Source organism: Sulfitobacter noctilucae (genome assembly GCF_000622365.1).
GTDB lineage: Bacteria > Pseudomonadota > Alphaproteobacteria > Rhodobacterales > Rhodobacteraceae > Sulfitobacter > Sulfitobacter noctilucae.
In genome coordinates this window covers 1,789,447-1,802,204 of record NZ_JASC01000014.1, presented here as the reverse complement: position 1 = coordinate 1,802,204, position 12,758 = coordinate 1,789,447, and the positions used below count along the sequence as shown (strand labels likewise).

Sequence of the window (12,758 nt, the reverse complement as noted above, 5' to 3'; positions counted from 1 at the left end):
CGAAAAATCTATTTCTTGCGTTTTTGACGCGTGCCTTCATTTGTCGATTTCTCGCTGCCAACATGATGGAAACAACAGAGAGGTTGCATCATGTCTGTCAAATCACTTGGAAATCCATTCTCATCCAAAACTGATCTACGGCACGCCGCTGATTGCAGTTGCCACACGTGCAGCGCATCTACGCCAGACACCGAAGACAGCATTGACCTGTCTACATCCGAAGGCATGATGGAGCGCGCCGTTGAAAGCGCCATCGTGCGGTCAGTCTTTGGCCAAAGCGACATCGGACGCCGGTCGTTCATGGGGATGATGGGCGGATCAACCATGGCCGCAGCACTTGCGTCTGTCTTTCCGCTGAACGAGGCGAAAGCCGCGATCCTCGATGAACTTGGACCGCCTGAAAAGACAGACCTGAACATCGGTTTCGTGCCGATAACCTGCGCCACCCCGATTATCATGGCCCAGCCTCTGGGTTTCTATGAACGCTATGGTCTGAACGCTCAGGTAATCAAAACCGCTGGGTGGGCCGTTGCCCGCGACAAGTCTCTGAACGGAGAATACGACGCGTCGCACATGCTGACGCCGATGCCCTTGGCGATGACGCTGGGCGCGGGGTCGGTTGCGGAACCCTACATCATGCCAGCCGTTGAAAATATCAATGGACAGGCCATCGTGTTGTCGAATGAACACCTCGACAAGCGGGATCCGAGCCAGTGGAAGGGTTTCACCTTCGGCGTGCCGTTCGAGTATTCCATGCACAACTTCCTGCTGCGGTATTATGTGGCCGAGTTTGGGCTGGACCCCGATGTCGACATCCAGATCCGCGTAGTGCCACCGCCGGAAATGGTTGCGAACCTGCGCGCTGGTAACCTCGATGGCTATCTGTCGCCTGATCCGTTCAACCAGCGTGCCGTCTATGAGGGCATCGGCTTCATTCATGTACTGACCAAGGAAATCTGGGAAGGTCATCCATGCTGCGCCTTTGCTGCACCGCTGTCCTTCGCAACAGAACTGCCGAACACCTACGGCGCTTTGTTGAAGTCGATCATTGACGCGACGCAATATGCCTCTGCTCCGGAAAACCGCAAAGAAATTTCGGCGGCGATCGCTCCGACGAACTATCTGAACCAGCCGGTAACCGTTATTGAACAGGTTCTGACAGGAACCTATGCCGACGGGTTGGGCGAGGTACAGCGCGTGCCCGACAGGATCGATTTCGATCCGTTCCCGTGGCATTCGATGGGCGTGTGGATCCTGACCCAGATGAAACGCTGGGGCTATATCGAAGGTAACGTGGATTACCGCGGCGTGGCGGAACAGGTTTATCTGGCAGCCGACTGCAAGAAGGTCATGGAAGACCTCGGATACGACGCGCCCGACGTGACCTACAAGTCGCATATGATCATGGGCAAGACGTTTGATCCTGCGACGCCCGAAGAATATGTCAGCAGCTTCCCAATCGGGAAAGGGTAATTCATGGGCACCCTCTCACTGAACCAACGTGCGGCTTTGTTATCCGTTCTGATGTTGGTTGTCGGCCTCCTGATATGGGAGGCCGCGATACCCGCGCAAAAAGCCGTAGAAGAGCTGACGGAATACGAAATATTGACCGGCGCAGGCGCGCCCAAGGCTGGCGTTCCACCGCCCAGCCAGGTTTTCGCCAAGGCGTGGGAGCAGTTGAGTAATCCGTTCTATGATGCCGGGCCGAACGATAAAGGCATTGGCATACAGATCGGATACTCGATCTACCGGGTGCTGACCGGCTATTTCCTTGCTGCCCTGATCGCCATTCCGTTCGGTTTCCTGATTGGGATGAGTCAGGTCGCCTACAAGGCGTTCAACCCGTTCATTCAGGTGCTGCGGCCCATCTCCCCGCTCGCGTGGATGCCGCTTGCATTGTTCATCATTGGTGACAGTGAAGCCTCTGCGATTTTTGTGATCTTTATCTGTTCGATCTGGCCCATGCTGATCAACACCGCCTTTGGCGTGGCAGGTGTTCGGGAAGACTGGGTCAACGTGGCCCGCACCCACGAACTTGGCCCAATCAAGACTGCTTTCACCGTGATCCTGCCCGCTGCGGCACCAACTATCCTGACAGGTATGCGGATTTCCATCGGCATCGCGTGGCTGGTGATTGTGGCGGCAGAGATGCTCGTCGGTGGGACCGGGATCGGCTACTACGTGTGGAACGAATGGAACAACCTCGATCTGACCTCCGTCGTTTTCTCAATCCTCGTTATCGGTGTGGTGGGCATGCTTCTGGACGCGATGTTCGGCGTGCTGCAGCGCCGTGTCACCTACGCCGAATAAAGGGCATCTCATGAAACCGTATCTAAGTATCGAGAAGCTGACCCAACGGTTCCCGGACGGTGCCGGCGGCGAGCTAACCGTCTTCGAAAACGCCTCGTTCGGTGTCGAGAAAGGCGAGTTCGTAGTGATCCTTGGCCATTCTGGCTGCGGCAAATCTACGATCATGAACATCCTCGCGGGTCTGGCCGACCCGACCAGCGGCGCTGTGATTATGGATGGCCAAGAGGTCAAGGGACCAAGCCTTGACCGTGGGGTAGTGTTCCAGAACTACTCGTTGCTGCCGTGGCTCACGACGTTGAAGAACGTCATGTTCGGCGTGAAAGCGCGCCATCCTGAATGGACCAAAAGCCAAGTCGAAGAACACGCCACCAAGTTTCTTGCGATGGTGGGGCTTGAGGGCGATGTGATCCACCGCAAACCGAGCCAGTTGTCGGGCGGCATGCGCCAGCGGGTGTCTATTGCACGGGCCTTCGCCAACCATCCCAAGTTGCTGCTCCTGGATGAGCCTTTCGGCGCCCTCGATGCGCTAACACGCGGGACAATTCAGGATGAGCTTCTGAAAATCTGGGGCCAGATGGAGCAAACAGTCTTCATGATCACCCATGACATCGATGAAGCAATCCTGCTGGCCGACCGCATCCTGCTAATGACGAACGGGCCGAATGCACGCGTGGCGGAAAGCGTTGAAATCACCATTCCGCGCCCGCGCAACCGGACCGAAATCGTGGAACACCCCAACTACTATGCGATCCGAAATCATTTGGTCCAGTTCCTTGGCAAGCGATCAAAGGAACTGGCTGGACAGCCAACAGAGGCCGGCCAGACCAATGCACCCGAAACTGTTCGGATCGATCTGGCAGACCCTGCAGAAGACCCCGAAGACAAACGACCCGCCCTCAAGGCGGTCAACAGCTAAGATTGGAGGAGAACAACATGAAAGACCTCGTAATGACTGAGATGATGACCAAAGAAGACGTCACCGCCATGATCCTGTCGGCCAAGAAACAGGCTGGCCTTACATGGGAAGAGATCGCCGAAAAGATCGACATGTCCCCAGTCTGGACTCACTCTGCCGCTATGGGAATGAACGCCTTCTCGCCCGAAAAGGCCAAGCTGATGGTCAGTGTCATGGGCCTGCCGCAAGAGGCTGAAAGCGTGCTGGCGGAAAGCCCCACGAAGATTTGGGAACAAGCGGTGCCGACGGATCCGTGCATCTATCGTTTCTATGAAATCGTCGGCGTATACGGGCCGACCCTCAAGGCGCTGATCCAGGAAAAATTCGGCGACGGCATTATGTCTGCCATCGACTTTGATATGACGGTGACTCGAGTGGAGAACCCGAAGGGTGACCGCGTAAAGGTCGAAATGTCGGGCAAATACCTTGGCTACAACAGCTGGTAATCAGCAATGACCCGTAAGCCAGTGCCGCCCTCTTCCTACGACAATGCGGTCAAGAAAGTTCGTATGGCAGAGGATGCGTGGAATACGCGTGATCCTGAAAAGGTGTCGCTGGCCTACACACCAGACACAAAGTGGCGCAACCGCTCTGAATTCCTGAATGGTAGTGACGAGGTGCGCGATTTTCTGACCCGCAAGTGGTCGCAAGAAAATGGGTACCGGCTAATCAAAGAAATTTGGTCGCATGGCGAAAACCGCATCGCCGTGCGCTTTTGCTACGAATACCACGACGCGGATGGCAATTGGTACCGCGCACACGGCAACGAGAATTGGGAATTTGACGCTGAGGGCTACATGGCCGTACGCCACGCGTCGATCAATGACGTCGCAATCGCAGAGTCAGAAAGGCTGTTTCAATGGCCTCACGGACCACGGCCGGTAGTTCATGCTGGATTGTCGGATCTGGGCCTATAAAGAACCAGCCAGCAGGCCAGCCCGAAGATCGCCAACTTTACTGTAAATATCCACCGCCTTTGGACGCTGACGCCAATGCGTGCCATGACCGCGTCACATTTCTGTGCTTGGCTTCTTGGTCCGCAACTCGACATTTCCGTCCTGAAGCTGTGTCAAACGAAAGAATAGCGGTTGCCCCGCAGTACTCAACATTGCGAAATTGCTAAGATCTTGTTGCTGAGTGTGCGGGCAGCGAGAAACTCGAATTCACAGGCTGGGTCCAACACCGATCAACGCCGCGTAAGGGGCTGGCGGCCGCTTTGAGATGGCGAACGGCAGGACCGTTGGCCAAGTTGACTCAAATATCGATACGCTCTGCGATACTCAGTGCATCTTCGAGTTCGACGCCGAAATATCGAACAGTGCTGTCGACCTTTGTGTAGCCAAGCAGCAATTGGACGGCTCGGAGATTGCCAGTTTTGCGATATATTTCCGCAGCCTTAGTTCTGCGCAACGAGTGCGTGCCGTAACCGCTCGGCTCTAGGCCAATCGCGGTCACTCAATCGCGTACAATCCGGCCATACTGGCGCGTCGATATGTGTGGCCGGTCGTTGAACCGGCTGGGAAACAAGAACCGGCAGGCGAACATCTCTGATGACTTGACCCACGTTAGTACCGACTCGCACGTGTGTTCCGTTAGTTCAAACTGAACGGGGCGCTTGGTTTTGCTCTGGATAATCGAAACCCTTTCGCGAACGCGCTCATCCTTAACAAGATCGTTTACCGCGAGTTTGACCAAATCGCAGCCATGCAGCTTGCCGTCGATCGCGACATTGAACAATGTCAGGTCTCTGAGGCTGCCCGCAAGTTCTAGACGTGCGCGGATCGCCCATACTTGCTTAGGAAGCAACGGCCGTTTTTGGCCGATGATACGCCCTTTGTTTCAGGCTCTGCGTCTCGGCGTGGTTGCGGGAAGTTGAACTCTTGGCATGATTTGCCCTCCACTCCACCCTCCGCGACCACGCATCAGCACAGCGCTGACTGCCGAAACGTAGCATATCCTGAACGGCCGCTTCCTCGGTTGCAGAATGTCGCAATGCACTTTGCATATGCGGCGATCTTCTCGCTGCGCGCGCATGCAGCGAGAATTCCGAATTCACAGGTTGGGCTCTCATCCGGCATTCGCTGCAATAAGCATGAATAGGCGCTTTCGGTAAACTGCCCAAACTTTGCTAAGGTCACTTCCTGCGCATAGCTGACCTTGATGGCTGGCGCAGCATGGTTGGTAAGGCTTTCGGGGTCTCGAATGACCGCTTTCACCGATCTGCAAAATGATGTTTTGCAGGTGCAGCTAAGATCCGGTTTCCGCCCTTCACGTAGGCGCGCCCCAACGACACCAACGGCCCTTTGCTGCCATTGACTACACCGTGGCACCGCTGCGGCGCGTCCCGTCAGACCGGCCATTCATGTGTTGTGCAGCATTTTTGGTGGCCAGAGCTCGGCAGAGCAGGACGGACACAAGGTCTCTGCCTGAGGTGTCAACAAACTAATTGTTCACCTGCGCAGGTTCGAGCCTGACAGTTTGCAAAGAGACTAAAGTTTTCAGTTGGCCCCACAATATCGCTTATACTTGCGGCCTGAGCCGCAGGGGCATGGGGCGTTTCTGCCGACTTTATTTCCCTAGGCCGGGGCATGGGGTTGAATTGCCGCTGACCATGCGGGCAAGGGTGCGTCTATCAGACCTGATTTCGTCTAGTCGTTGATCGCCAGAACCAGGTTCGGGATAGGGTCGGGGGCCTCTTTCATCAGTGCCTTGATCGAAGCGTTTGGTAGAACGCTCTGACCGCCGGCGATGTTGTAGAGTGCAAGCATCATGTTGATGGAAGAGGCCGCTGCTTCGTCTTCGCTTTCAACGATGCGTTTCTAAGTGTCCGGACGCAGTCGCAGCGCGTGCTCAAAGCCACATCACCACTCCCAGAGGATCTCCCCCGTCCGTTTATCCTCATCATAGAGAGCGCCGTATTCAATTACGGGCGGGGTCAGGGAAAGTGCCACGTCGTTGTAATGCCGCATAATGAGGTCCATCGCGGCCTGTACGTCTTCCAGGGGTTCGTAGCGCTCAGGAATGCTGCCCCAGACGCAGGGCAACCACTTACCGGGCATTACCATCTCCGGACATACGATGAGTCCTGTACAGAGGCCGTCAAACTCGCCGAGAAGCATGCCGTGTTCATCCGTATGGGGCAGCAGCAGTGAATTCAGTTGGCCCAGTTCGTCTTCGGTCAGCATATTCAGCTTCTTGCCCTCAAGATCCGCCTAGAATTTTTCGACCCACGGGCGCACGGCGACTTCGTTTGACCACGCACTACGGTCTTGGTCAATCAGGTGACGGTAGGTAGGGGCAATCGCGTCCGGACGCAGCATGGAGCCAGGTTTGTCGTTGGGCTCGGTTCGGCTAGGGTTGAGGATGCCGCCGTCGATGTTAATCCAGGCCACATGTACGCCCTAAGGATGCAGCTCTCGTGCCATGCTTTCGGCCAGCCCGCGTTGAGCGAACTTGCCCATGGCAAAGGGGGCAGACTGCGGGAAGCCTTTGACACCCGCCGAAGCACCAGTGAACAGGATTTTGCCTCTGGTACCGTCGATCGGATCCGCTTTGAGCATCCGTCTCGCGGCGTATTTGCCGGTCAAAAAAGAGCCTATCGCTTTTACATCGACAGCCAGTCTAACGTCTTCCACTGACAGATCGCTGATCGGCCCGCGTACGCTCGCAGAGGGGTTGTAGATTGCAACCCGCGGCGCGTCCGGCAGCTCATCGAACAGGGCCGCAACAGCGTGTTCGTCCGTCGCATCCAACAGAACAGTGCGGGCACCCGTTTCGTCGGCCAGAGACTGCATCTTGTCCGCGCTGCATGCCGCAAGGGTCAAAGAATAATCCGCCATCAGGTTTCTCACCAGCGCGGCTCACTGCCCATCCCTTACGCCTATGATCACAGCAATCGGTCTGGTCATCGAAATTCCTTCCCCAGTGTTTACCACATACTTGACCTCAGAACGAGCATGACATAGGTCGTATCACGCCGAGCGGGCGTTGTGTAATGGTAAGACCTCAGCCTTCCAAGCTGATGACGCGGGTTCGATTCCCGCCGCCCGCTCCAGGAGCTCCCTTTTCCAAACCGCATTTTGTGTCAGGCTTTCGACAAACTGTGCAGCAGCGCTGTGACATCTGTGACGCTTGACCCCGCCGCGCTGTCGCGTCATCACGCCCGCACGACTACTTGAGGATCGTTTATGGCACGCGCGCCTGCCCCTGCACCGAACTCCACGGAAGAACGCGAGAAGTCGCGCAATTTCAGAGCGCTGAAAGCATTGGCTCCGTTCCTTTGGCCTTACCGAAAATTGGTGATCGCGGCCGGTCTTGCACTGGTGTTGACTGCGATGGTATCCTTGACGCTGCCTTTGGCGGTGCGGCGAGTGGTCGATAACTTCAGCACGTCAGATGCGGCTCTGTTGGACCAATATTTTATGGCAGCCCTTGCCATTGCCGGGTTGTTGGCCGTGGGCACTGCCTTGCGCTATGCGCTTGTGACACTTTTGGGCGAGCGTGTCGTGGCTGATATCCGCAAGGCCGTATTTGACCGTGTGATCGGAATGAGCCCGGCGTTCTATGAACGCATTATGACGGGTGAGGTGCTGAGCCGGATCACCACAGACACCACGCTTATTCAATCGGTGATCGGGTCGTCCGTTTCAATTGCGCTTCGCAACCTGCTGATATTCCTGGGGGGGCTGGTGCTGATGCTGCTGACCTCCGCCAAACTGTCAGGGCTTGTGCTGCTGATTGTACCGGCAGTCATTGTCCCGATCCTGACATTGGGTCGGCGGATGCGCGTGCTTAGCCGCGAAACCCAAGACTGGATCGCGGCCTCCTCGGGCAATGCGTCCGAGAGCCTGTCAGCGGTGCAGACTGTGCAGGCCTTCACCCACGAGAACGCCAGCCGCGCGCAATTCTCCCAGATCACTGAAAGCTCCTTTGCCGCGGCCAAGACACGGATCAGGATCCGTGCCTTCATGACGGTGATAGTGATCTTCCTGACGTTTTGCGGTATCGTAGGCGTGCTTTGGATCGGGGCCCGTGATGTGCGGCTGGGCGATATGACGCCCGGCGCTTTGATCCAGTTCGTGATTTATGCGGTGATGGTGGCAGGAGCCGTGGCCGCCCTGTCGGAAATCTGGGGTGAATTGCAGCGGGCCGCAGGTGCGACAGAGCGGTTGGTCGAACTGCTGGAAACCGAGGACACCGTGCGCGACCCTGACGCGGGGGCGGTGTTGCCGCAACCGGTGCAGGGTCATATCGCTTTTGAAGACGTTCATTTCTCTTACCCTGCACGCCCTGCCATCGCAGCACTGGATGGCGTCAGCCTGAACATCGCACCGGGTGAAACGGTGGCCTTTGTCGGACCCTCGGGGGCGGGCAAGACCACGATCATCCAGATGATCCAACGGTTTTATGACCCGCAAGCAGGTCGCATCACGTTGGATGGTGTTGACCTGCGTGACTTGGGCCGTTCCGCGTTTCGCCAATCCATCGCGCTTGTGCCACAGGATCCGGTGATCTTTGCCGCCAGCGCGGCCGAGAACATCCGCTTTGGTCGTCTTGGGGCCACCGATGCCGAAGTTGAGGCTGCTGCGAAAGCCGCCGCTGCGCATGAGTTTATCACCGCACTTCCGGATGGCTATGATGCCTATTTCGGGGAACGCGGTGTGATGCTGTCGGGCGGTCAGAAACAACGTATCGCTATTGCACGCGCCATCCTGCGCGACGCACCGGTGCTGCTGCTGGATGAGGCAACAAGTGCGCTTGACGCCGAAAGCGAACGCGCGGTGCAGCAAGCGGTGGACCTGCTAAGCGAAAACCGCACCACGCTGATCGTTGCGCACCGTCTGGCGACGGTAAAGAAAGCCGACCGCATCGTGGTTCTGGAAGCAGGCCGCGTGGTTGCCACAGGGACCCACGACGAACTGGTTGCAAAGGGCGGGCTTTACGCACGTCTGGCCCGCCTGCAATTCACCGATGGGATTGCCGCAGAATAATTCCCCCTTTTGTTTTGCAGTGGCAGGTGCTCATACTGCGCACGGAAACACCAAATGGGGAGAACCAACATGGGTTTGTGGAGTTTTGTTAAAGGGGCCGGCAAGAAGGTCTTTGGCGGCGACGATGATGCGGAAGTATCGGGTGCCGCCCTTCAGGACGAGTTGAAAGATCTGGGTCTGGATGCCGAAGGGCTCGACATCAAGGTCGAGGGCGATCAGGTCAAGGTCAGCGGCAAGGCTGTCAGCCAAGAGATGAAAGAGAAAGTCATTTTGGCTGTGGGCAACGTCGAAGGCGTGGCCGCAGTGGACGACCAGATTGAAGGCGGCGAGGGTGAAGCGACCTTCCACACCGTCGAGAGTGGCGACACCCTGTCGGCGATTGCACAAAAGACATTGGGCAAAGCGTCCCGCTACCCTGAGATCTTTGAGGCGAACAAGCCGATGTTGACGCACCCCGACAAGATCTATCCTGGGCAGGTCCTGCGGATTCCCGCCGCCTGATCCGGTATCGCCGGGCAACCGGTAGCATAGATCGTCTTAGGGCCGTCGCATCCATTCGGTGCGACGGCCTTTCATATGGCAGGCCCTTAGGTGACGCGGCGTTCTGCCTTTACCAATGCTTGCGAAAAAGGTGAATTCACCGCATCTTGTGAAAAGCCATAAAAATCGGCCCGAAAAGGGCTATAGGGGAGGAAAGACATGACATACGCCGGGATGGAAGACCGCGCTGCGATTGAGGCCCAAATGCCGTGGGAAGACCGCGATGTGCCAAAGACGCTTTATGGGCAATTGACGCAGACAACCGACAAGTTTCCGAACCACAATGCGATCTCGTATCAGATCCTGTCGGGTCCGAAGGACAAGGCTGAAACCTTCACCTGGAAACAGCTGCACGGCAAGGTCACGCAGGCGGCGAACATGTTCCGCGATCTTGGGATCGGTCCCAAGGATGTGGTCGCCTATGTGCTCCCCAATTGTAACGAGACTGTGCTGACCCTGCTGGGCGGCGCTGTTGCCGGCATTGCACAGCCAATCAATCCGCTGCTCGACCCCGAACAGATCGGCTCCATCCTTCGCGAAACGGGCGCGTCGATTGTCGTGACCCTGCGGCCTTTCCCCAAGACGGATGTGGCCGAGAAAACGGCTGAGGCGGTCAAGCTGGCACCGGGCGTGCACACGGTGCTCGAAGTTGATTTGGTGCGTTATCTGACGCCACCGAAATCATGGATCGTGCCACTGATCCGGCCCAAGGGGTTGGTGGGCAACCAAGCCAAATACATGAACTTTAACGCCGAGATGGCAAAACACGGCACTACGCTGGCTTTTGAGGACGTGCAGGAAGACCGTGTTGGGTTCTATTTCCACACCGGCGGCACCACCGGCATGCCCAAGGTCGCGCAGCACCTCTATTCCGGCGCGATCTATAACGGCTGGGTCGGTGCGGAAACGCTGCTGAGCGCTGATGACGTGATGCTTTGCCCGCTGCCCCTGTTCCATGTGATGGCCTGTCAGGTGATGTTGATGGGGGCCGTGGCCTCCGGTGCGCATGTGGTGTTCCCCACGCCGCAGGGCTACCGTGGCGAAGGTGTTTTCGATAACCTGTGGAAGCTGGTAGAGCGTTACAAGGTGACTTTTGTGGTCTCTGTCCCGACAGCGCTGGCCGCGACCATGCAGCGTCCGGTCAATGCCGATATCTCAAGCGTGAAGACGGCTTTCTCCGGCTCTGCGCCCCTACCTATGGAGTTGTTCAAACGGTTTGAAAAAACCACCGGCATGACCATCGTCGAAGGCTACGGTATGACAGAGGCCACGTGCTTGGTTTCGGGTAACCCTGTCGACGGATTGAAGAAAATCGGCTCGATCGGCATTCCGTTTCCCTATACCGAAGTCAAAATCGTCAACAATGGCAAGGAAGTTGCTGTCGACGAGGTGGGCGAAATTTGCGTGTCCAATCCCGGCGTCTATGTCGGCAATACCTACACCGAAGCCGAGAAGAACAAAGACCTGTACCACGACGGTAAATTCCTGCGCACGGGCGATCTGGGCCGCGTGGACAGCGATGGTTATCTGTGGATCACGGGCCGTTCCAAAGACCTGATCATCCGTGGCGGTCACAACATTGATCCCGCCGAGATCGAAGAGGCGCTTTTGGGCCATGATGCGGTTAGCTTTGCCGGTGCGATCGGCCAGCCTGATGCCCATGCGGGCGAACTGCCCTGTGCCTTTGTGGAATTGGTGGAAGGTGCCTCCGTCACCGAGGACGAACTGCTTGCCTATTGCACCGAGCACGTCAAGGAACGCGCAGCACAGCCCAAGCATATCACCATCATGGATGAGCTGCCGAAGACGGCGGTGGGCAAGATCTTCAAGCCCGATTTGCGCAAACATGCGATTACGCGGATCTTTGATCAAGCTCTTGAAAAGGCTGGTCTCTCAGCCCGCGTGGACCATGTAATTGACGACAAGAAACGTGGTTTGGTGGCCAAACTGGCAATGCATGGTGCTTCCGATGCAGATGTGAATGGCGCGCTGGGCGACTTCAACACACCATGGGACGCCGCTTGAGCGCACCCGATTATGCCGCGCTGATCGACGCTGAGACATGGGCGTATATCGCGCGGCTTGATGCGGCCTATCCGCCGGATTCTGTCGAGATGTCAATTGCAGATCAACGCGCGGCCTATGACATCATGTGCCGCGTGTTCCACGCCCAACGCCCTGCCGGGGTCACATCGCAGGATGTGGATTTTGGCGGGGTGGCGTGCCGCCACTACACCAGCGGCGATGTCGGGCCAACGGTGATTTACTATCATGGCGGGGGCTTTGTGGTCGGTGGTTTGGAAAGCCACGATGACATATGTGCAGAGCTTTGCGCTCGCACGGGGTTTGATGTGATTTCAGTGGACTATGCGCTGGCACCTGAAACCGTCTTTCCTGGGTGTTTCAACGATGCATGGTCCGCTTTTGTGGGGATCACTGCCGCGCGGAGCGGTGTCGTTGTTCTGTGTGGCGACAGTGCGGGCGGAAATCTGGCGGCGGCTGTTGCACACCATGCGCGGGGACGTGTGGCGGGACGGATCGTCGGGCAGGTGCTGATCTATCCGGGGCTGGGCGGGGACCAGAGCCAAGGGTCGTATGTCACCCATGCCGAGGCCCCGCAGCTGACGGTGACTGATCTTGATTTCTATCGCGAGGTCCGGTCAGGCGGTGATGCAAGTCATGAGAATGATCCGCGTTTTGCGCCTTTGAAAGACAGCGATTTCAGCGGCCTACCACCGACTGTATTGATCACAGCAGAATGTGACCCGCTGGCCAGCGACGGCGGTGCCTACCGTGATGCGCTGCTATCCGCAGGCGGGCAGGCGGTGTGGTTCAACGAGGCAGGTATGGTCCATGCCTGTCTGCGCGCACGAAACATGTCGGCGCGGGCTGCGGGGTTTTTCGATCGGGTCGTCGGTGGGGTTGCGGCCCTCGGCAAAGGCGATTGGCCCTATGCTTAGGGT

The 12,758-nt window shown here is 57.2% G+C and carries 13 protein-coding genes, 1 tRNA gene and 2 pseudogenes; 10 read left to right on the top strand and 6 right to left on the bottom strand.

Annotated elements, in window-relative coordinates; genetic code table 11:
- Positions 1-90 precede the first annotated feature (90 nt).
- The 5 genes from Z945_RS0118890 to Z945_RS0118870 are packed head-to-tail and all read left to right on the top strand — an operon-like array spanning position 91 to position 4,182.
- Positions 91-1,473, top strand: a complete 1,383-nt coding sequence (locus Z945_RS0118890) for a CmpA/NrtA family ABC transporter substrate-binding protein (protein WP_025053651.1) — start codon at positions 91-93, stop codon at positions 1,471-1,473.
- A 3-nt stretch (positions 1,474-1,476) separates the two neighbouring features.
- A complete protein-coding gene (gene ntrB, locus Z945_RS0118885) occupies positions 1,477-2,310 on the top strand; it encodes a nitrate ABC transporter permease (RefSeq protein WP_025053650.1) in 834 nt (277 codons plus the stop codon).
- Positions 2,311-2,320: 10 nt separating this feature from the next.
- A complete protein-coding gene (locus Z945_RS0118880) occupies positions 2,321-3,226 on the top strand; it encodes an ABC transporter ATP-binding protein (protein ID WP_025053649.1) in 906 nt (301 codons plus the stop codon).
- 17 nt (positions 3,227-3,243) lie between these two features.
- A complete protein-coding gene (cynS, locus tag Z945_RS0118875; RefSeq protein ID WP_241434534.1) occupies positions 3,244-3,711 on the top strand; it encodes a cyanase in 468 nt (155 codons plus the stop codon).
- Positions 3,712-3,717: 6 nt separating this feature from the next.
- Entirely contained in the window at positions 3,718-4,182 is a 465-nt protein-coding gene (locus Z945_RS0118870) for a nuclear transport factor 2 family protein (protein ID WP_025053647.1), read from the top strand.
- Between the two features lie 337 nt (positions 4,183-4,519).
- Here the strand turns inward: Z945_RS0118870 and Z945_RS20905 are convergent.
- The 6 genes and pseudogenes from Z945_RS20905 to Z945_RS20895 all read right to left on the bottom strand — a co-directional run bounded on the left by Z945_RS20905 (position 4,520) and on the right by Z945_RS20895 (position 7,104).
- Positions 4,520-5,092 (bottom strand): annotated as a pseudogene (locus Z945_RS20905) (tyrosine-type recombinase/integrase).
- 671 nt (positions 5,093-5,763) lie between these two features.
- Positions 5,764-5,826, bottom strand: a pseudogene (locus tag Z945_RS21050) (SEC-C metal-binding domain-containing protein); the annotation flags it as partial.
- Between the two features lie 87 nt (positions 5,827-5,913).
- Complete coding sequence (locus tag Z945_RS20980) at positions 5,914-6,036, bottom strand: hypothetical protein (protein WP_277618922.1); 123 nt, start codon at positions 6,034-6,036, stop codon at positions 5,914-5,916.
- A gap of 90 nt (positions 6,037-6,126) precedes the next feature.
- Positions 6,127-6,450 (bottom strand): UPF0149 family protein, encoded by a 324-nt coding sequence (locus tag Z945_RS0118855; RefSeq protein ID WP_025053646.1) that lies wholly within the window; start codon positions 6,448-6,450, stop codon positions 6,127-6,129.
- Between the two features lie 27 nt (positions 6,451-6,477).
- Positions 6,478-6,657 carry a Rossmann-fold NAD(P)-binding domain-containing protein gene (locus Z945_RS20900; RefSeq protein WP_241434533.1) on the bottom strand — a complete coding sequence of 60 codons (180 nt, stop codon included), beginning with the start codon at positions 6,655-6,657 and terminating at the stop codon, positions 6,478-6,480.
- Positions 6,658-6,666: 9 nt separating this feature from the next.
- On the bottom strand, positions 6,667-7,104 hold the full coding sequence (locus Z945_RS20895) for an SDR family NAD(P)-dependent oxidoreductase (RefSeq protein WP_241434532.1): 438 nt from the start codon (positions 7,102-7,104) through the stop codon (positions 6,667-6,669).
- 141 nt (positions 7,105-7,245) lie between these two features.
- On the opposite strand from Z945_RS20895, the gene Z945_RS0118845 reads away from it, so the two are divergent.
- From Z945_RS0118845 to Z945_RS0118825, 5 genes are all read left to right on the top strand, one after another.
- Positions 7,246-7,319 (top strand) — tRNA-Gly (locus tag Z945_RS0118845).
- Positions 7,320-7,452: 133 nt separating this feature from the next.
- Positions 7,453-9,255 (top strand): ABC transporter transmembrane domain-containing protein, encoded by a 1,803-nt coding sequence (locus Z945_RS0118840; protein ID WP_025053645.1) that lies wholly within the window; start codon positions 7,453-7,455, stop codon positions 9,253-9,255.
- 69 nt (positions 9,256-9,324) lie between these two features.
- Positions 9,325-9,756: a peptidoglycan-binding protein LysM gene (gene lysM / locus Z945_RS0118835; RefSeq protein ID WP_025053644.1), complete on the top strand. Its 432-nt coding sequence runs from the start codon at positions 9,325-9,327 to the stop codon at positions 9,754-9,756.
- Positions 9,757-9,954: 198 nt separating this feature from the next.
- Positions 9,955-11,820 (top strand): acyl-CoA synthetase, encoded by a 1,866-nt coding sequence (locus Z945_RS0118830; protein ID WP_025053643.1) that lies wholly within the window; start codon positions 9,955-9,957, stop codon positions 11,818-11,820.
- On the top strand, positions 11,817-12,755 hold the full coding sequence (locus tag Z945_RS0118825) for an alpha/beta hydrolase (protein ID WP_025053642.1): 939 nt from the start codon (positions 11,817-11,819) through the stop codon (positions 12,753-12,755). Before Z945_RS0118830 ends, Z945_RS0118825 begins: the two co-directional genes overlap by 4 nt.
- Positions 12,756-12,758 lie beyond the last annotated feature (3 nt).